Genomic DNA, 20,219 nt, shown 5'->3' on the forward strand with positions numbered 1-20,219 from the left:
TCTATTAGTTTTCTTCTGCTCCTACAGTGTATTCTTGAACAATCTTGCCTTTCATAACATGCTCATTTACTACCCTGATAGCTTTCGAAGCATTCATTTTTACATAGGTCACTTTTTCTTCTCCCGGCTTATATACTTCTACAATAGGCTCGAGCCTGCACATACCGATGCATCCGGTTTGTGCAACGACAACATCTGCCAGTTCATTTTTCTTTATCTCATCCATAATGGCCAAAAGAACCGGTCTGGCTCCTGCCGCAATGCCGCATGTAGCCATGCCCACAACTACTCTGGTTCCTGGTTGATCTTTTCTTAAATTGATTGTATCATAGGTTCTTTTTCTGATTTCCTCTAAATCTTTAATTGATTTCATATTCTTGCACCTCCATTTAAACTATTGAGACCTTCCTCCAAAAATCCCTTTATCCATGAGATAACCTGAGGCTCATTGATAGGTACTTCCCCTAAAATATGCTTTATTTCCCTGGTATCAAAATTAAACTCGTTTTCATTTATTCTATGATTATATATAATATCTATCTCCGGATTGCCTATCACTATAGCAATTATAGTGTCAATCATATTTCCCAGCGGTGCCCTGTCTATATGACTATGCTTGAACCAGGCAATAACTTTGGTGCCTTTTCCTTTATCGGACTGAATCTCCAAATTTCCTTGACATCGAGTGCATGCTATATAGAGCAAAGGCACTCCCAAGCCTACCTTTCTGGTTTTTCTCCCCGTAATAAAAGGATCTTTTATTCTTTCTGCTAATTCCTTGTCCATTCCTTGTCCATTATCGATCACTTCAATAGAGAAAACATCTGTCGTTAAATCTTCAACAATATTTATAGTAATTAAGCTGGCCTTCGCAGCAATAGAATTTTGAATGATATCAAGTATATGAAGAGACAATTCCTTCATGATAAAACCTACTATTGATACTTTTTCAATATATCCGGTATATCATCGGGAACAAGCTTGCCGTATACGTCTTCTCCTATCATCATAACAGGCGCAAGTCCGCAGCATCCCAGGCATCTGGTAGCCTCCAGCGTGAATTTGTTATCTGCAGTAGTCCCTCCCGGTTTAACTTTAAGCTCTTTTTGGAGTCTTTCAAAAACTAATTGAGCATTTTTTACATAACAAGCCGTCCCCAAACATACACCTATTGTATGCTCACCTCTAGGCTTGAGCGTAAATCTGGAGTAAAAAGTTGCTACTCCGTAGATTTCCGCCATTGGAATGTTTAGTTCTTTTGATATTCTCTTTTGAGCCTCTTCAGGAATGTATCCAAAAAGCTCTTGAGTCTCATGAAGAACAGGCATTAAGCCTCCTTGCTGGTCTCTATGGTTTTCAATTATCCGGTCCAGCTTCTCCATTTTTTCTTTCATTTCAAGCTCGTTCATTAAAGAGTCCCCTCCCTAAAATACATTGTATATATTGACAAAAAACTGTCAATTATTAACCCTATTTTTTATTGTAACATAACTAAATAAAAAATTTAACAATATTTAAAATTAATTATAATTTTTTTTGATTTGGGCATAATATATCGAATAAGTTTGTAAAACTGAGAAATTCCATTTCGACAAAAAACTCTCTCTCGCTTATGTCCCATAGATAATGGGCATCTGAGGATATGATATAATCGTACTTCTTTAAAAAAGGATGCCTTTTCATTATGATCTCCGGACTATCTTTTTTTGAAAGCTCCACAGTCTTAACCTTCAGCGAAGGCGGAATAAATCCGAGATTGGCAGTTATGCTATATGCAGGCCTATCTACATGTGCAGGTATGCATACCCCGCCTAAGCCGTTAGTCAGAATAAAAACATCATTTACGGATAAAGCACATGAAGATATAAGCAGTTTGTCTGCCTTGCCTATAATTTGGTCTTCGGAGTTCATAATGAGCTGCCGGCCAAAAACCTCTTCATTGTTTGGCATATCGGGCAGACAATTATATATGATCTCATCAAGCTTCAAAGCGCTCTGAAGAGTCCTAAAAAGACATATGATGTGCACTTCTTCTTTTGTCTGAACCTCTATGCCCGGCACAATCATAAGCCCCTGTTTTTTGCCAACCTCAAGAATCGCAGGCAAATTTGCTGCGCTGTTGTGATCCGTCACTGCTATTATATCCAAGCCTTTTATCAGTGCCATATTAACTATGTTATTAGGAGTCATATCTTCATCGCCGCAAGGCGATAAAGCAGAATGAATATGCAAATCAACTGCGAATTTCATACTATTTACCTAATCCGGCATTTAATAATCCTTTAGCTATCAAAAAAGCGCTTTTATTGGAAACCAGCACCGGTATATCCTCATCAATTGCTTTTTTGATCGTATCCTCCTCTACCTCTGCAGCCTCAGCTATAATAACGGAAGAAAGCTCAAGCAAAGCAGCTACCGCAACAATATTAGTATGAGTTTGAATAGTGATCCATGCATCTCCCTTCTGAGCATGAGACATAACCCAACTCAAAAGATCGCAAATGTAAGCACCGCTTACCTCCCGGTCCATCCCGCATTCTCCGGTTAAAGGTTTAAGCTCCAATCTTTCACACATTTCTCTGACCGTCATCTGAAATGCACTCCTCTAACTTTTTCTATTTTTAAAGCCGTTCATGGTTTTAATCATACATATTGCCCTGCTGTTCTCTCCTTTTACAATATCCTCTGCAAAAGCTCTGCAGGTTGGAGAACCGCATATGCCGCAATCCAAACCAGGCAGTCCCTTTAGTATCTCGGTAACAAACTCCATCTTTTGAATGGACTTGACTATATCCTTATCTAACATCATAACAGGTTTAGGCTCTATCTTTTCCGTCAATCTGATAAACCCGCTTTCATACATCTCTATAAACTTGTTCAGTTCTTCTTCAGTATGCTTGGTATCTTTTATATTTCTTGCATATTTCATTATTCTATTCTTAGCGATAAAAGAATTTTGGATGACCAGGGGTCCGCCTACACATCCACCTGTACAAGCAGAGCACTCGATAAACTCAACATCCTCCAGTTTGCCAAGTTCTATTTCCTCAAGAACCCTTATGACATCATGAATACCGTCTACGGCAAGATAGTTTTCGATATCCAGAGCCTCCGCCTGACCTCCGGCAATAGGCCAAAACAGGGATTCCTTTGTACTCGTACCCATATTGGGCGTATTATGAGTTACCAAATTCCGTACGATCTCCCCATATATCTCCTTCATGGAAATTGCACCATTAACATATGATTTGTTTATTCCTAAAGGGTTTCTAATGCTCGTAACCCTTGCAGTACATGGAGTAATAAAAAAAACACCTATATCTTCAAGGCTCAAGCCCATTCTCTTGGATGCCTCTGTCTTCGCAATCCTGGCAGTTATTTCTATCGGTGTTTCAATGTCGATTATATTGGGGATCAAATCCGGGAACCTCATTTGTATCAGCCTTATAACCGCCGGACAGGATGAATTGATTACAGGAACCTTTATATCAGGTTTTTTGAGCAGGTATTCCTTTATCAAATGGATGGATATGTCTGCTCCTACAGTGCCTTCAACCACTTCATCAAAACCTATTTTTTTAATGGCTTCCAGCATATCGCTTATGCCGATATTGGAAGGAAACTGTCCATATATAGTTAATGAAGGTATAGCTATGCTGTATTTATATTTTTTGATCATGCTCAATTCGTCTGTTATGGCGCTCTTAGCATGATTGGGGCATATTTTTATGCATTCACCGCAATCTATGCATCTTTCAGGAATTATTTTAGCTTTTCCATTTCTCACTCTTATGGCTTCAGTAGGACAAACTTTCAGACAGCCGGTACAACCTATGCACCTATCTTCTCGCAATATAACTGAGTGATTATACTCTTCGCCCATTTAATCACCATCTTTCAGCATCATTTTCATCGTGATTACAGTACCCTTTCCAACAACGCTTTCAATACTAAAGCTATCTGAGCATTTTTTCATATTTGGCAGCCCCATTCCAGCTCCAAAGCCCATCTCTCTAATCCTCTCAGGGGCGGTGGAATATCCTTCTTTCATAGCGAGTTCAACATTCTCAATGCCTGGACCGCTATCCTTTGCAATTATTGTTATTGATTTCGGTTCAATACTGAAACTAATTATTCCTCCTAAAGAATGTATGACTAAATTTATTTCTGCCTCATATGCTCCTATCGCAACCCTCCTAATGATTCCTGAATCCATTCCAAGCTGTCTCAAAATTTTCTTTATTTTGCTCGAAGCCTCGCCGGCCCTTTCAAAATCATCCTTCTCAACCTGAAATTCATATGATATATTTCCCATATCTTTATCTCCTAGATTCTGCTTCTATTCCTCTTAATCCACAGCTATAAAGTATTCCGGAAGTTGTAAAAAGAGTATATTTCGTCGTAAGGATCGTTATAGAATTTTCTCTGGCAAGATCTATGACATCCTCATCGGGAACCTTGCCTCTTACAAAAAGTATAGCGCTCACATCAGCCATCTCAGCAGTTCTGATAACCTGAGAATTTATCAGACCCGTCAAAAGAATCGTCCCTGTTTTTACAAAGGCTAAAACATCGCTCATCAAGTCAGAACCGAATGCATAGGAAATCTCCCTATCCAGCGATTCCTCCCCCCATAGCACATCAGCCTGCAAGGCATCTTTTATTTGCCTAAGCTTCATCTGTTATCCTCCCCTCAATAAGATTATATAATAAATTCCTTTAATTAATAATATGTATTCATAAATACACAATGTTAAAAATGTAACAAAACATTTTAAATAATAGCTCCTCTAAAAACATAGGGGAGTTATTATGTATTGAAAGTCCTGATATCTTTTTTTAATATGATGAAATCTTCATAACCGTTGTTCAGGCTGATATATTCCTTGATAACCCTTATATGCTGAAAGCCTGCATTTATCCAGAATTCCATGCCTCTCTTGTTTTTAGAAATAACTCCGGCCAAAACCTTTTTAACATCATAGGTTTTATTCATAAAAGATATAAAAGCATTGATGCTTTTATTGCCTATGCCTGTATTTCTAAAATCCTTTTTGATCAAAAATGATGAAATCCAAGCTTCTTCGCTATTGTCATAATCTATGTGGCCCTTTATTACCCCAGTGAGTTCGCCTTTATCCTTAGAAAAAATTCCGATAAAAAATTCATAGCTGTTGATCAAAACCTCCAGATATTTTTCTTCCATCTCCTCTATGGATAGCCGTCTATCTATTCCTGTAGCAAAAATTGATTCGTCAACATCATTGTATAGCTCTAAAACCTTATCTAATTCATCCTTTTTTATATCCCTGAAAAAAAAATTCTCAATTTCTAAGTTTAATGCAAGCATAATACCACCTTAATGATTTATATGAGTATTAATATTCTACAAAAGCTATGAAAATCCTTTTAATGTGCACATGTAAAATCAGTAAATTGAGAACGGTCTAAAATACAATTCAGGAGCTTTGGTTGCAGAATAAATCTTATATAGCTCATAAAGCTAGAAAATACGTGAAATAATTATCACGTTCAAAAAATAAAAGACTTCAAAGCTTATAAAGCCCTGAAGTCCTAAAATTCTATATGGTGCGAGAGACGGGACTTGAACCCGTATGGTTGCCCACACGCCCCTCAAACGTGCGCGTCTGCCAGTTCCGCCACTCTCGCAAAGCATTTATTAAATCTGCTACATGGATTATTATATATTCTGCAAAGGTTTATGTCAATAACATTTTATTCATCCTGCCTTAATGACTCGGTAATGTACCAATTATTTATAGTTCTGAAGAGATTCTCGCTGTCAGCTTGAATTTCCCCGCGCACTTTGCTTCTCATGACTAAAGCATATTCTTTATAGAACAAGCTTATAACCGGCAACTCATCTTTTATTATCCTCTGAAGCTCCAGGTAGCTGATATATTTGCTTTCCTGACTCTGTGAATTCTGGGATTCCTCCAGCAACGCGTCGACTCTGGGGTTGCTATAGCTGCCATAATTTTTTCCCCCAACAGCTTTCGTACTATGAAGAAAATCATATAAATCACTTTCCGGTGAAAAGCTCATACCCACAAGTGCCAGATCAAACTTTTTTGATTCCATTTGCTTTTTTACTTCTTCAAAGGGCATTATTTTCAAATCGATTACAAAGCCTATCTCCTCAAGGCTTTTCTTTATGTCTTCAGCTGCTTTTTTTCTGTATTCATTTTCCGAATTAGTTATAAAGGTTAATCTAATCTGCTGTTTCTTGCCGTCTATTTCCCGCTCATAAATATTAGATTTCTCATTCAGCAAAAATTTGGCATTATTTATAGCATATTGAGCTTCCGCCTTGCTGTAGGTGTACTTATTAACATCTCCGTCAAACATCCATGAGTCGCTTCTTATTGGCGTATCAGTAACAGAGGCGTTGCCCAACAGGTATTTCTCTATTATGGCCTTTCTGTTTATTCCATACATTAAAGCCTTCCTTATTTCAACCTCAGCCAGTACAGGGTTTTGAAAATTTACCGCTATAAATTCATAATCCCTGGAAAGGTACCTATAAGTATTTACGTTACGCAATTCTTTATATTTTTCCCATCCATAAGAAGATGCATTAATCATATCTATCTGTCCTGACTGAAAGGCAGTGTCAAATGAATCTGTGTCTTTTATAAAATTGACTCTGATAGTAGTAATATATGATGTCGAATTATGCATGCTGTATTCATTGGTCTTCAGCTCCATATACTTCAACTTGCTGTAGGAAGATACCTTATAAGGGCCTGTACCTACCGGCGCCGCATTTGGGTTTGCAGCAAATACATGCTTTGGAATTATAGGAAAGCTCAATGAATCCATAGCACTATATTGCCAATTTCCGAAATTTATTTTTATAGTAACATCATTTACCGTTTGATATGAAATAATGCGATTCAGCTTTGACTTATAAATGGAATCAGGTGAGTTTTTTATAGTGTCCAGAGTGAACTTCACATCCTCTGAGGTCAATCTCACTCCATCGCTCCAATGCAAGTTTTCTTTCAGCTTCACCACAGCTTGGCCTGTACCCTCTGCGAAGCTGATATCATCAGCCAGCACGAGCACGGGCTTTAAAGCATTATTATACTCTACAAGTCCATTAAACAAAAGTTTTGTGAGATCACCATAGCTTCTGCTGTTTACCAGCAAAGGATTAAAGGTTAAAGGTTCAATGCAGCCAATGCTGATCACTCCGCCTTTGCCCGGTTTCTCATCTTCTATGTGCACCTCAGTCCCTCCCTGAATTTCAGGTTTAGAACATGATACCGCAAGAAGTAAAATGATGATTAATAATGCTATAGGAAAAATTTTTCGCTTCATAAAATAATTCTTCTCCTTGGTATACTATTTAAGCCTGATAAGCTTAGGATTCTCCACCCTGCCCGGGATTCTTCCCCTCTTTGCAATAGGCTTACCCTCAATCTCCTTGAGGTCCATGGTCATATCAATCGCTGATGCTCCTGATATATAGCTTCCTATTCCGAAGGAATCTGCACCCGCTTCGCTCAAGAGCTTTATCTTGTCAGGGTACAGGCCTCCGGAAACGAATATCTTCACTTCATTATAGCCTTCCATATCAAGACGGGCTCTCACTTCCTTCACCAGTTCTGCCGTCACTCCTCCTCTTTCGCTGGGAGTATCCAGTCTGATGCCATAGAGATTTCCTCCCAAAGCCTTTGCTACCCTCAGTGCCTCTTCTGCTTCATCTTTAAATGTGTCGATAAGAACAATCCTTTTGTGGTCTTCAGGCATTGTATTGTCATATGCCTGAGCAACCGACACAGTATCTCCTGCGATCAAAAACGATGCATGGGGTAAAGTCCCTGATGGCTCTATGCCTAATAGCTTAGCCGCCAATATATTGCTGACTCCGTTAGCGCCTCCGATAAAAGCAGCTCTTTCCATCACCGGAGCCACAGAAGGGTGGACATGTCTTGATCCGAATACGATGAAGGACTTATCCTTGCAGGCTTCTCTGCACTCTCTTGCAGCGGTCGCCCAGCCGCAGGAGCTTGCAAGGATACCCAGCAATATTGTTTCATATATGCATATCTCCCTGTATGACCCTATAATTCTCATTACCGTTTCTTTGCCTTCGAAGCTTTCACCTTCCGGCAGCGCCCATATTTCCAGATCTTTATTTTTTAAGGCATTAAAGGCCTCTTGTATTCCCGCAAAAATACCGGGTTTCCTTGGAAAGATTTCTGCCGTAACCGTCTTATCGGCTATTCCCATAGAGTCTAAAATATCTACAGTTCTCACGAAATAAATATCTGTAGTATATCCATCCAGAATTTCCTGCTCGCCGGCAGAATGAATTTGCCTGTTGGGGTCTAATTCAATTTTTTTTACATCAGCTAAATTTCTTATTTCAGCCAATCAATTTCATTCCTTTCATTTGTTAATTAGATCTCTATATATCTTATTGTACATCTTGTACGCTCTGTTGATCTTTTCAACATAAAGCTTCGTTTCTGCAAAGGGTATGTTCTTCAGCGTCACCCCGTCATCACTGTAATCGGCGTCCTTCAACCACTTGCTCACATTACCCTGACCGCCGTTGTATGCAGCCAGGACCAACTTTATATCTCCATCATAATACTTAAAAAGATAGTCCAGGTACCAGCATCCCATTTTTATATTTATCTCCGGGTCATACAACATTTCCTCGCTAAAATTTGTTACCTTAAGCTTCTCTCCTATCCACTCCCCTGTTGACGGCTTTATCTGCATTAAACCCAAAGCCCCTTTAGAGGATCTGGCATAGCTGTCATAACCGCTTTCAACCTTGATTATGGCAGCAATCAGATATGGGTCCAGGCCATACGAGTCAGCATATTTGACTATAATATCCCTGTACCCGATGGGATATATAGCATTCAACAGCTTGGGAATGTTTAAGCCTAGTATGTACAAAACTATAACTGCAAATATTATAACAAATAATCTTCTCGCTTTTCTGCTATTGATCAACAGTTTCTCCCCTTTTGACTGTACTTAGTGCAGTATGCCATAACTGCTTTATTTCTTCCTTCAACTCTTCCAGGCCTTTTGTATTATATATGATTACGTCTGAATGCTCAGCTTTCTTTTCATCGCTGAATTGAGCATTTATCCTGTTTTGTGCATCTTCATATGAAAATCTATCCCTTTCTATGAGCCTATGTAATTGCGTCTGCTTATCTACAGAAACAAGCCATACACTGTCACATAATGAATTCAGTCCCATCTCAATCAATATCGCTGCATCTATAACAATAACCTCCGCACCATCAGCTCGGAATTCTTCAATTATTTCTTTGACTTTCCCAATTATATTAGGGTGAGTTATAGAATTCAACTTTCTTAGTTTTTCGCCATCAGAAAAAACAATATGCCCAAGTGCTTTTCTATTTATTTCACCTCTAGGAAGCAATATTTCGTCTCCAAAATACTGAACTATTTCATTATATGCTTTTTCTCCCTTTTGCACAACACTTCTTCCTACTTCGTCAACATCTATGATGTATGCGCCAAATTGCTTAAGGATAGAAGAAACTGTGCTTTTACCGCTTGCAATGCCTCCGGTTAACCCAATGATCATCAAATCGCCTCCGAAAATACTATAAATACCTTATTTTGTATCGTACCAGCTCATACCGGCATTGACATCTACAGTAAGAGGTACTCTTAGTGTAAAGGCTTTTTCCATCTTTTCCTTTACGATTTTTTTCACTTCTTCCACCTCATCCTTATAGGCTTCTACAATGAGCTCATCGTGTATCTGCAATATAAGCCTGGATTTCATCCTTCTCGCCTTTAATTCCTTGTAAACGCTTACCATAGCAATCTTGATAATATCTGCCGCACTTCCTTGGATGGGAGTGTTCATAGCCATTCTCTCCCCAAAATTCCTCTGCACGGCATTGGAAGAAGATAGCTCGGGGATATATCTTATCCTGTTTAATATCGTAGTTACATATCCCTTCTCCTTGCCCTCTTTTACAATGTCCTCCATATATTTTTTTACCAAGGGATATCTATCAAAATAATTATCTATATAAAGCTTTGCTTCTTTTCTCGGAATCTTTAAATCCCTGGATAATCCAAAATCGCTTATACCATAGACTATCCCAAAATTCACCGCTTTGGCCCTGCTTCTCATGAGGGGGCTGACCAGATCGCTATCTACCCCGAAAACTTCGGAAGCTGTCCTTCTGTGAATATCCTCGTTGTTGATAAAGGACTTTATCAGGCCTTTATCCCCTGAAATATGAGCCAGAACTCTAAGCTCGATCTGGGAATAGTCTGCATCGACCAGGACATAATCTTCATTCTGAGGTACAAAGACCTTCCTTATCTCTCTGCCGTTTTCAGTCTTTACAGGAATGTTCTGAAGATTGGGCTCCGTGCTGCTGAGCCTTCCTGTAGCTGTAACTGTCTGATTGAACTTAGAATGTATCTTGCCTGTTCTTTCGTTTATTATATTGATCAAACCTTCTACATAGGTTGACTTTATTTTGAGAAGCTGCCTATACTCCAGCAGCTTTTCAATGATCGGGTGCTTATCGGAAAGCTGTTCTAAAACCTCTACATCTGTAGAGTAGCCTGTTTTTGTTTTCTTAATAGGAGGCAGCATAAGCTTCTCAAATAGTATTACGCTCAGTTGTTTTGTAGAATTGATATTAAACTCTTCTCCTGCGAAGCCGTATATCTCCTCCGTGAGCTTTGAAAGCTTTTCCGAATACAATGCAGACAGCTCTAAAAGCCTTTCTTTATCTACCTTGAAGCCCTCATGCTCCATATCTGCCAGCACTTCTATCAGCGGCACCTCCACCTCGTTGTAAAGCTGCTCCATGTTCATCTTTGCTATGTTTTCTCTTATGGGATCGATCAATTCGGCAATCGCTTTGACACTGCTGCAATAGTTTTGCCTGATGTCACCCTCTTTGCTTTCATAATCCTTTATCTCGGTTCCGAAAAATTCGCTATAGATATTCCTCAGCTTATAATCAGGCTTTGACGGATTCAGCAAATATGCTCCTATCATGCTGTCAAACTTCACATTTTCAACATTGATGCCTATATTTTTTAACGATACCAGGTCAACCTTAATGTCATGGCCTGCCTTTTCAATGTTTTCGTCCTCCATAACATCTTTAATAAAAGGTATTGATATTTCATCAACAGCAATAGAGTATTGCCTGCCTTCAGCAGACACATATATATAGTCCGGCACGCCATGAGGGCTTTGAGAAGCCTTAAAAACGATTCTGCCTTCCTTGGCAAATTTCACTAAAAGCTGCTTTATCTCAACTTCCCCTTTGATTTCATTGACGACAATATCCTGTTGTGAGCCTTCAATTTCCTTCCTGGCAGGATAGCTTTTCATTTTATCCAGAAGGCTTTTAAAGTTCAGCATGCTGTATAATTCATACAAAGCCTCGTAATTCGGCTCTTTATATGTAAGATCCTCTAAAGGTGCATCTATGGGCACCTCTGTCACTATGGTAGCCAGTCTTTTTGAAAGCCGCGCCATTTCTTTATTGTTTTCTACATTCTCGCGTACTTTATTTTTCTTAATGCTTGCAGTATTCTCCAGCAGATTCTCAACTGTACCGAATTGCTTGATGAGCTCTAAAGCAGTTTTTTCCCCTACACCGGGCACACCGGGTATATTGTCTGATGCGTCTCCCATAAGGCCCTTGAGATCGATCACCTGCTCAGGAGTAACGCCATATTGTGAAATAAGCTTTTCCTTATCATATTCCTCCATCTCGCTTATGCCTTTTTTAGTCATAAGAACGTGAATGTTCTCATCGATAAGCTGAAAAGCGTCACGATCCCCTGTAACTATCAATATATCTACATCATGTTTGCTTGACTTCTTAGATAGTGTCCCGATTATATCATCCGCTTCAAAGCCTTCTATTTCAAGTCTTTTAATATTCATAGCATCGACAACCTTTTTCAGATATGGTATTTGTTCCGCCATATCTTCTGCCATCTTCAGCCTTTTTGCCTTATATTCTGCATACTCCTTATGCCTGAACGTAGGCCCTTTAAGATCAAAAGCTATAGCCATATACTTTGGTTTATAGCCTTCAATCAGCTTATTTATCATATTTACAAAGCCGTATATAACATTTGTATGAAGCCCATCTTTATTGGTTAAAGGCGGTAGAGCATAAAAAGCTCTGTGCATGAGGCTGTTGCCATCTATTATAATCATACTATCCTTTTTCATTCCTCAATATCCTCCAAAATTAGTTTAATCTTATTATTTCCATACGTTTTCTAAAAACCCTTTATATTGTGTTAAAAAAATCGGATTCTGAAGAATCCGATTAGGTAAGTATCTATTATCAGCCTATTTTATTTTCTTAGGGCGGACTTTAAGCAGAATTAAATATGAAATAAGCGAAATAATTGCCAGGATAAATATATACGGGAGTGCAGTGACCGCATATATAAACAGCCCCTCTGCACCTCTGAGTATATTGTTTATGGCTCCATAAAACCCTTTATAAGCTTTTGTCCAAATAGTAGGAATATTTAATGTCTCCAGCTTGCCTGCTTTTATTTCCTTCAAGCTTACATATAAGGAAGACAGGCTTACTTGTTTATCCCACCGCTTTATATCCGTTGACATCAGATCTATATCGCTTCTGACCCGGTTTAGCTCATTTTCAATTTTGAGTATCTCCTCTACATTCTTTGCCATACCTACAAGCTCTCTGAGCCTGTTCTCCTGCACTTTCAAATTCTCGACTCTTGTTGTTGTGTCATAATATTGTTCGGTAATATCTACAGAATTTGTATTATGGTTTATGACCTCACCCATGGTTTTTATCTCTTCCACGGTCGAGCTGAATTTAGCCGCCGGTATCCTCAAGGTTATGCTTCCGGTTTTTAATTTATCGCTCTTGCCTTCGGCTCCGTAGTATACGTTATTGTCCACATTGGAATTTTCCACATATCCACCGTTTCTCTCAGCCAGCTCTTCGATGCTCTTCATCTTATCATCAAAATCCGTGACCTCCAAAGAAACATTTCCGCTGGTTATTATCTTCCTTTCAACAGACTGCTGCTCTGATTCTTTTGCCTTATCCAAAGCTACTGTATTGCTTTTTAAAGCATAATTAGACGCCATATCTGCTGTGGGAATTTCTAAGTTTTCAGAAAATTTCACTGCTCCCCTGTCATATTCAGCCGGTGCTTCACCTGCCATTTGAACCTTAGCTTCAGGAGCAGCACCATACCCGGTGCTTTCCTCTGAAACAGCTTTATCATTGATATTAAATCCCGGTAGACGATCCAAAGAAGAAATTCCAATAACTGCAATAACAAATACGGCGGCAACGCCTGCCATCCAGCTCCAATTTCTATTAAAAAAGCTTTTCTTTTTATTATCAGAACCCAATTCCTGAAGTCTTTGCATGAGGTCATGGTGAAAGGTTCCGGGTAATTCAATTTCTTCTAATTCGTTGCAATATTGTACTGCGGACAAAAGCAAACGGTACTCTTCCATACAATCAGGACAGCTTCCCAAATGCTTTTCTAGTTCTATTTTATCTATTTCATTTATGTCTTTGTCTATATAGGAAGACATAAGACTTGTAACTAATTCGCAATCCATTCTCTATCCCTCCCTTTCAAACAGTTAGACGCTCTTTTTTTCGTAAAGTTCCAATTCATATCGGAGCTTATCTTTGAGCTGATTCCGGGCTCTATTAATCCTTGATTTGATAGTGCCCAGGGAACAATTGAGCATGGATGCAATCTCTTCGTAGCCAAAGCCTTGAATGTCTCTAAGTATTATAACCGTTTTATAATCATCCCCGAGAGATGATATGGCATTTTGTATAAGCTGTCTTTTCTCCACTCTTTCATAGATATCTTCGGGTGTTTCCTTCTCCGCACTAAGTTCAACTATGGCTGATCCCTTATCTGTTTCTATGTTAAGCTCCAGAGGCACCTGTCTATTATTCTTTCTTTTCCTTAATTCATCGAGACAGACATTTGTAACTATCCTATACAGCCATGTAGAAAAAGATGATTCTTCTCTAAAGTTCTGGATAGATTTATATATTTTAATGAATGCTTCCTGTGCCATATCCTTCGCATCTTCTTCATTTCCCATCATCCTATAAGCAATGTTGTATGCTTTTTTTTCATAGGCGGAAATAAGTTCTTCAAAGGCATCCAGGTTGCCTTTTTTGCTTTTATCCACAAGAAGCCTTTCTGATTCTCCCATCTTTCACCCTCCCCCATAATAACTATACAACCCCTTCTTATTTAGACGAACTTGCTCCAATAAAGTTTCATCTTTTATACAATTTCGTCAGCATTAAAAATATAGGTACAAAATATATACCTATATTTCTACATTTCGGGTCCTGTGATAAGGATGAAAAACCGAATTTACCAATTTAAAATTCTCATCCATCACAGCAGTGGCATGATGCAAGAAATCCTTTGCAATATAATATCTTAAATCAGTAAAGCTATACTCATAGCCACGATTAGTCTTGCTGCATTTAATATGAAAAAGCGGTGTAAATTCGCCGAAGAACTTTGCAATATTGGTATTCTTTACAGCCTTGAATAATTTATTATCCAAATCATCCATAACCTCTATAATGCGAAACTTTTGTGGCAGAATATTTACCTCCCCGATTATTCTTTTGCCTTGAGCTTTAATAACGAAATGCCACCTGACAAGTCCCACCATCGAAGGTAAAATCCTTATAAATAATATCTCATCGGAACAATTAAAATGAGCTTTGATTATTTTTTTTGCATGGCTCTTCATCCAGTAACGTATTGATAAATACGCTGCAAAAATCATCAATGCAATAATAGGGTGAATTTTAGTTCTGATATTTGGGATAATAATTGCCAGTGACAAAATTATCAAAAGCGGGTCATATACTAAAAGTAAATCTAAAGTCACTTTCTTCCTGTAAAATGGCCACAAGACCTGAGCTCCATATGAGTTTGTTATATCCAGCATCAAATGTGATATACATCCGGAGACAGCATATAAAAATAGCTTTATCATGGATGCTCCGGGATATATGAATGTCAATAAAGCTGTTATAGACGTTCCGTACAAAAAAATAAATGGGATTGAGTGAGACATCCCTCTGTGATTTTTAAGATAACTATAGTCTCCTTTCAGCTGCATAACTATATCTGCATCAGGAATAACCGCACCTAATAAGCTTCCTATTGCGTAAGGATTTACCATTGAGACCGCTTCTCCCGCAAAAGCTGCCATTGCAAGCCCTACAACGCCGTGTGTGATTGGATCCATTTTTACCTCCTAAGTAGTATAAGCTAACTTGACTAGTACATGATATTCAATTATATCATAAACGACAACCCATTCTATATATAATTTCAATATAATTTCAGAAAAAATAACTAAATGTTTACCATAATTTTTTATTGATTTTTATATGCACATGTGCTAATATAAATAACGTAGCGCCGGAGTGGCGGAATTGGCAGACGCACATGACTCAAAATCATGCGCCCATAAAGCATGTCGGTTCGAGTCCGACCTCCGGCACCATTAATTTTTTGCTTATAAAGCTTCAGCGATTTCGTTGAAGCTTTTTTGTTTTATTTGCCCTGATTTTAATCAATATAATATATTACGACTATTAAAACAACCGACGACCAAAATATTTATCCAGCAGCATAAATAAATACCTCACTTTACATTATAAATCAAAGTTTTTAGTATTCTGTATGAATTATATCTGAATAATTATAGTGTTGTTAAACAAATAAAGCTCCTGTACCGTTGCACAGTACAGGAGCTTTATTTTTATGCCTCCTTAGCGGTTGGTCTTGCTGCCAGTTTCATGCAGGGCTTTACCATTAAAAGACAGCCTATATTGAATATAAGGCCACCTATTATAAAAGTAAGCAAATAGGTTGTAAAGTTGGCTGCAAATTTCTCCACATTCATGGTACAGCAAACGAGGTAAGCAAATCCAACATTGTTCAGGAACATAGGTGCCTTTGGATGACATATTATAAGTATAAACATACCTATTGCCAATGGTATCATAAATCCTAGGAACTCACCTAACACAGGGGTTAAGGCCATTATTCCGATCAACAGTACATAAGTGAGGACAATGCCTACTAAACCTCCAAAGGTTACTGTAGCCAGCTTTTCCTTTAAATCATCACCGGGAAGGGTGAAGAGAAATATATTTCCGATAAAAATCAGCCAGCCATATTCAAATTTAGCCCAATGGAGTATTGCATTGGCGATGAGTACCCATATAAGGATACCTATGCGGAGATATTTCATAAACTTATCGTTACTTTCTTGGTGCATGGCAAATACACTCCTTATTAGTAATTCTCATAATCATTTTTTAGGGGCGACATCACCAGGATTTATAGGTCTCGCCATATCAGCTTGGAAGTTCCCTTGCTCCCTGAGGAGTTTATCATACTGAGAATGGGTCAATATAAAGAAGTTCGGCGTAGCCAGTGCTTCGAACACCTCTTCAATAACAGGCTCAAGGGGTCTACCGGTGTCTAATACATGCTTATTCATTGCTGTATACTGGGCGTACTTCTCGCTTGTATAGAAAGGATCATCATTCTTTGCATAGCGCTCCGGGCGATGTCTGTCTGTAAGATACATCTCTGTCTGAATAAAACCGGGACAAAATACTGCAAGATCTATATTAGCATTTGTTTCTTTAAGCCACTTATAAGTGCTCTCCGAAAGAGCTACAGCTGCATGCTTCGTGCTAAAATATACAGGGGCAGAGGAAAGGGTTATAAGTCCTGCTATAGAACATACATTGAGAATCTGGCATTGATTCCCCTGCTTTTTCATCTGTGGTATGAAGCGTTTCATCATGTACCAATGGGAATATACATTGACCTCAGTAACCCAGTGAATATCCTGTTCCACGATTTCTGTAGCGTCTCCAAAGGCGCTTACACCTGCATTATTGATTAAAACATCCACGTGCCCGTAGGTTTCCATAGTTACATCGAAAATTTTCTGGCATTCTGGGCTTAAGGAAACATCGGCTTGCACCGCCACAGCCTTTCGCCCCATGGCACGGATTTCCTCTGCAACTTTTTCTGCCTCATCACCATGTATATCATTTACCACCAGATTAGCTCCTTTTTTTGCACAGCCTAATGCCAGAGCCTTTCCTATACCGTTGGCAGCGCCTGTTACTACAACAATTTTATTTTTATAATCTGTGATCATAATGACTCTCCTTCTTTCCTTATGATTTTATGGCATATTTACAGTTTTTTAAGCTGGATTCTTTCCATTCACCATATTCATCAATCTCTGGCTTGCAGGGTATATGGATTCAGGATGAGTAAATATATAGAATTTCTTGTCTTCTAATGCAGTAAATACTGTCATTCCCACAGAATCAATAGGTATGCCGCCCAGCACTGAGCGTTTGCTGCGTATGGCCCCTGCTTTGAACTCCTGGCTCTGATAGTAAGGGTCATCCATAGAGCCATATCTTGCAGGACGATGTTTGTCGCTTTCATGTATTCCCGTTTGTACAAAAGCAGGGCATAATGCGTGAACCTGAATGTTGTTTACTCCCCTTGCCTTTAATCCAAGATAAGTGCTTTCCGCCAGTGATACGTCTGCCGCCTTTGTGCCATGATACATAACTGCATTAGGGGAAATCATGATGCCTGCAGTAGAAGCTACATTAATGACAGCAGCTTCGGTACCCTGTTCAATCATCTTAGGAATGAATATGCGCATGCCGTATGCGTGGCTTAAAAGATTAACCTCAGTAATCCAGTTTATATCTTGGACAGGGATCTCCCATATAGGTCCGGAAACCGCTACACCTGCATTGTTGACCAAAATATCTACTCGTCCATAGGTATTCATGGTCAAATCATAAAGGGCTTGTACATTTTCTAGCTGGGATATGTCGGCGGCCTGGATAACTCCTTCGCCCCCCATGGCTTTGATCTCACTTAAGGTTTTTTGTACACCATTCTCATCAATATCGTTGAGAACCGCCTTCATCCCGTGGAGTGCTGCTTCTTTGGCAATAGCTGCACCTATACCGCTTCCTGCTCCTGTGACAACTATAACTTTATCTTTGAATTCCTTCATTTCTGTTCCCTCCTTTAAAACACGAATGCTTTATCGTTTGCTTCTCTTATGGCATCGCCGATCAAACCGGGTCTTAGGGCATCTCCTACAGAAATAATCTTATCGAAAGCGGTTTCAAATTCATTTACAAGATCTTTTCGTGGTTTTACGCCTATTGCAAGGATAACAGTATCTGCTTTTCTATTAACTTCAAAAGCTGTTGAGGTCACCTTCAATACTATTTCATCAGCTCCTATTGAATCTAAGCAGTGACCGGTCAGGATTTCGACACCTGCTTCATTTAATCGTTTTAACAGTAGAGCACGAACACTTGCATATAGAGATGTTCCTACTGCATCCATCATTTCTATTACAGCAACCTTATTGTCCTTTGCCAACACCTCCGCTGTCTCCAGTCCTGTTACGCCTCCGCCAATGATGGCAATGTTTCTATCCTTCAGTTCTATTTTTCCTGACAGCACTTCTTCCGCAGTATGAACATTAGGTCTGTCTATGCCTGGAATACTTGGAATGACAGGTGTTCCTCCTACAGCAAGGATTACGCCGTAAGGTTTTAATTCCTTTATCATTTGGACATTAGCTTCTGTATTTAAACGAACTTCCGCTCCAAGCGCTTGAAGTTGTGCTGCCTGGGTATTCGTAAGTTCTGTTATGAGCTGTTTGTGAAGCGGCTTGTCAGCCAGATTCAAGGTCCCGCCTAAGAATGCTTCTTTTTCAAAGAGCACAACCCTAAAACCACGCTTTGCCAATACATAAGCTGCCTGCATTCCTCCGGGACCTCCGCCTATAACAGCTACAGTACGTCCATTGCCGTCTTTCACAAGCTTGTCATCGCCTAAAAATTCTTCTCTGCCGATTAGTGGATTTACAGTGCATTCGATGGGACGGCCCGTATTAGCAACTTTAAAACAATTCATGCATCCGATGCACTTGCGCAATAGCTCTTCTTTTCCGTATTTGGCTTTATTAGCCCATTCAGGATCGGCTAAGTGGCCGCGGCCTATGCCGACAAAATCGCTTACACCTTCTTCCAAAAGAGCCTCTGCAACTTCAGGATGCTTTATATTGTTGACAGCGATTACCGGTATCTTTACATTGGCTTTAATGGTTTTTGCCAGGTCCTTTTTCCATCCTTCAGGTATGCAAGCCGGTTCTATGATAGAATAACCTGATTCGTAAGTACCGCAGCTCACGTTTATTGCATCTATGCCCAGGCTTTCTAGATATCTGGCTATTTTAACAGTGTCTTGGAGTGTCAAACCCCCTTCAATAAATTCATTGGCACTGATACGAACTGACATTGGAAATTTGGGGCCGCATGTAAAACGAATGCCCTGGATTATTTCTGTGACAAAGCGCATCCTATTGTAAAAGTCTCCGCCATATTTGTCGGTTCGCTTATTTGTGTAAGGGCTTATGAACTGATTGACAAGATAACCGTGGGCTGCGTGTATTTCTACACCATCGATACCTGCAGTTTTTGCTATGACTGCACCTGTAACAAATTTTTTCACCATTGCTTCACATTCAGCCGTGGTTAATTCACGAGGCACTTCTCCCACTACTTTGCAGGCAATAGGGCTTGGGGCTACAATCTGTTTTCCGTTAAGCAGTCTTCCGTATGTCTCTCTGCCTGGATGATGAAGCTGAACAAATATTTTAGTGTCATGACGGTGCACTGCATCTGCTAATCTTACCAGCCTTGGGATATGCTTTCCTCCGGTTACGCTTAGTTGGTTGCTCATACCTACACCAGTCTCGTCATCTATGCGGGTGATTTCGGTAATAATAAGGCCGCAGCCTCCCTTTGCTCTTTCCTCATAATACCTGATGATCTCGTCAGAGGCTTCTCCTGTAGAAGATGCAAAGCCTGTACCCATTGCAGGCATTACAATTCTGTTTTTCAACTGGAGATTGCCTATCTGACCCTTTGAAAAGAGTCTTTCATACTTCATAAAACACACCTTCCTTTTAATTTATATAATATTGAGTGCAAGTCTTTTAACCTAGGTTAGTATCATTTGATGTTTGTTTATATATTAACAAAATAAAAAATATAAAAGTAGGG

The 20,219-nt window shown here is 39.2% G+C and carries 21 protein-coding genes and 2 tRNA genes; 1 reads left to right on the top strand and 22 read right to left on the bottom strand.

The annotated features are described in order from the left end of the window. Positions 1-4: 4 nt before the first annotated feature. The 18 genes from AC4HCY_RS16370 to AC4HCY_RS16455 all read right to left on the bottom strand — a co-directional run bounded on the left by AC4HCY_RS16370 (position 5) and on the right by AC4HCY_RS16455 (position 15,322). Positions 5-373, bottom strand: a complete 369-nt coding sequence (locus AC4HCY_RS16370; RefSeq protein ID WP_323430652.1) for a (2Fe-2S) ferredoxin domain-containing protein — start codon at positions 371-373, stop codon at positions 5-7. Beyond that, positions 370-924: an ATP-binding protein gene (locus AC4HCY_RS16375; RefSeq protein WP_323430653.1), complete on the bottom strand. Its 555-nt coding sequence runs from the start codon at positions 922-924 to the stop codon at positions 370-372. Before AC4HCY_RS16375 ends, AC4HCY_RS16370 begins: the two co-directional genes overlap by 4 nt. Before the next feature lie 11 nt (positions 925-935). After that, on the bottom strand, positions 936-1,409 hold the full coding sequence (gene nuoE, locus AC4HCY_RS16380; protein WP_323430654.1) for an NADH-quinone oxidoreductase subunit NuoE: 474 nt from the start codon (positions 1,407-1,409) through the stop codon (positions 936-938). A 115-nt stretch (positions 1,410-1,524) separates the two neighbouring features. Continuing rightward, positions 1,525-2,250 carry a PHP domain-containing protein gene (locus AC4HCY_RS16385; RefSeq protein WP_323430655.1) on the bottom strand — a complete coding sequence of 242 codons (726 nt, stop codon included), beginning with the start codon at positions 2,248-2,250 and terminating at the stop codon, positions 1,525-1,527. Position 2,251: 1 nt separating this feature from the next. Continuing rightward, a complete protein-coding gene (locus AC4HCY_RS16390) occupies positions 2,252-2,590 on the bottom strand; it encodes an AraC family transcriptional regulator (protein ID WP_323430656.1) in 339 nt (112 codons plus the stop codon). A gap of 15 nt (positions 2,591-2,605) precedes the next feature. Beyond that, complete coding sequence (locus AC4HCY_RS16395; RefSeq protein WP_323430657.1) at positions 2,606-3,883, bottom strand: [Fe-Fe] hydrogenase large subunit C-terminal domain-containing protein; 1,278 nt, start codon at positions 3,881-3,883, stop codon at positions 2,606-2,608. Beyond that, entirely contained in the window at positions 3,884-4,315 is a 432-nt protein-coding gene (locus AC4HCY_RS16400; protein WP_323430658.1) for an ATP-binding protein, read from the bottom strand. A 4-nt stretch (positions 4,316-4,319) separates the two neighbouring features. Next, positions 4,320-4,679, bottom strand: a complete 360-nt coding sequence (locus tag AC4HCY_RS16405; RefSeq protein WP_255225976.1) for a DRTGG domain-containing protein — start codon at positions 4,677-4,679, stop codon at positions 4,320-4,322. Between the two features lie 131 nt (positions 4,680-4,810). Then, positions 4,811-5,350 carry a GNAT family N-acetyltransferase gene (locus AC4HCY_RS16410; protein ID WP_323430659.1) on the bottom strand — a complete coding sequence of 180 codons (540 nt, stop codon included), beginning with the start codon at positions 5,348-5,350 and terminating at the stop codon, positions 4,811-4,813. Positions 5,351-5,587: 237 nt separating this feature from the next. Further along, a tRNA-Leu gene (locus AC4HCY_RS16415) sits at positions 5,588-5,670 on the bottom strand. 66 nt (positions 5,671-5,736) lie between these two features. Beyond that, positions 5,737-7,251, bottom strand: a complete 1,515-nt coding sequence (locus AC4HCY_RS16420; protein WP_491094643.1) for a peptide ABC transporter substrate-binding protein — start codon at positions 7,249-7,251, stop codon at positions 5,737-5,739. A 117-nt stretch (positions 7,252-7,368) separates the two neighbouring features. Next, complete coding sequence (locus AC4HCY_RS16425) at positions 7,369-8,403, bottom strand: nicotinate phosphoribosyltransferase (RefSeq protein ID WP_323430661.1); 1,035 nt, start codon at positions 8,401-8,403, stop codon at positions 7,369-7,371. A gap of 15 nt (positions 8,404-8,418) precedes the next feature. Further along, positions 8,419-8,997, bottom strand: coding sequence for a lytic transglycosylase domain-containing protein (locus AC4HCY_RS16430; protein WP_491094644.1), 579 nt, complete (start codon positions 8,995-8,997; stop codon positions 8,419-8,421). Beyond that, entirely contained in the window at positions 8,987-9,610 is a 624-nt protein-coding gene (coaE, locus tag AC4HCY_RS16435) for a dephospho-CoA kinase (protein ID WP_442916635.1), read from the bottom strand. The genes AC4HCY_RS16430 and coaE overlap by 11 nt, the downstream gene beginning before the upstream one ends. A 27-nt stretch (positions 9,611-9,637) precedes the next feature. Then, the gene (gene polA, locus AC4HCY_RS16440) at positions 9,638-12,250 is read right to left on the bottom strand and encodes a DNA polymerase I (protein WP_491094645.1); all 2,613 of its coding nucleotides are present in this window, start codon (positions 12,248-12,250) and stop codon (positions 9,638-9,640) included. 123 nt (positions 12,251-12,373) lie between these two features. Next, entirely contained in the window at positions 12,374-13,642 is a 1,269-nt protein-coding gene (locus AC4HCY_RS16445; RefSeq protein WP_491094646.1) for a DUF4349 domain-containing protein, read from the bottom strand. Between the two features lie 24 nt (positions 13,643-13,666). Further along, the gene (locus AC4HCY_RS16450; protein WP_323430666.1) at positions 13,667-14,260 is read right to left on the bottom strand and encodes an RNA polymerase sigma factor; all 594 of its coding nucleotides are present in this window, start codon (positions 14,258-14,260) and stop codon (positions 13,667-13,669) included. 120 nt (positions 14,261-14,380) lie between these two features. Further along, complete coding sequence (locus AC4HCY_RS16455; protein WP_323430667.1) at positions 14,381-15,322, bottom strand: metal-dependent hydrolase; 942 nt, start codon at positions 15,320-15,322, stop codon at positions 14,381-14,383. A 175-nt stretch (positions 15,323-15,497) separates the two neighbouring features. Between AC4HCY_RS16455 and AC4HCY_RS16460 the strand changes: the two genes are divergently transcribed. After that, positions 15,498-15,583: transfer RNA gene (locus AC4HCY_RS16460), tRNA-Leu, on the top strand. A gap of 258 nt (positions 15,584-15,841) precedes the next feature. Here AC4HCY_RS16460 and AC4HCY_RS16465 read toward each other — a convergent pair. Genes AC4HCY_RS16465 through AC4HCY_RS16480 form a run of 4 tightly spaced genes read right to left on the bottom strand, consistent with a single transcriptional unit; the run spans position 15,842 to position 20,106 of the window. Beyond that, positions 15,842-16,363 carry a hypothetical protein gene (locus AC4HCY_RS16465; RefSeq protein WP_323430668.1) on the bottom strand — a complete coding sequence of 174 codons (522 nt, stop codon included), beginning with the start codon at positions 16,361-16,363 and terminating at the stop codon, positions 15,842-15,844. A 33-nt stretch (positions 16,364-16,396) separates the two neighbouring features. Beyond that, a complete protein-coding gene (locus tag AC4HCY_RS16470; RefSeq protein ID WP_491094647.1) occupies positions 16,397-17,263 on the bottom strand; it encodes an SDR family NAD(P)-dependent oxidoreductase in 867 nt (288 codons plus the stop codon). A 48-nt stretch (positions 17,264-17,311) separates the two neighbouring features. Continuing rightward, complete coding sequence (locus AC4HCY_RS16475) at positions 17,312-18,151, bottom strand: SDR family NAD(P)-dependent oxidoreductase (protein ID WP_323430670.1); 840 nt, start codon at positions 18,149-18,151, stop codon at positions 17,312-17,314. A gap of 14 nt (positions 18,152-18,165) precedes the next feature. Continuing rightward, positions 18,166-20,106, bottom strand: coding sequence for an FAD-dependent oxidoreductase (locus tag AC4HCY_RS16480; protein WP_491094649.1), 1,941 nt, complete (start codon positions 20,104-20,106; stop codon positions 18,166-18,168). Positions 20,107-20,219: the final 113 nt, after the last annotated feature.

It is taken from the genome of Lutispora sp. QWL-02, from assembly GCF_058315355.1.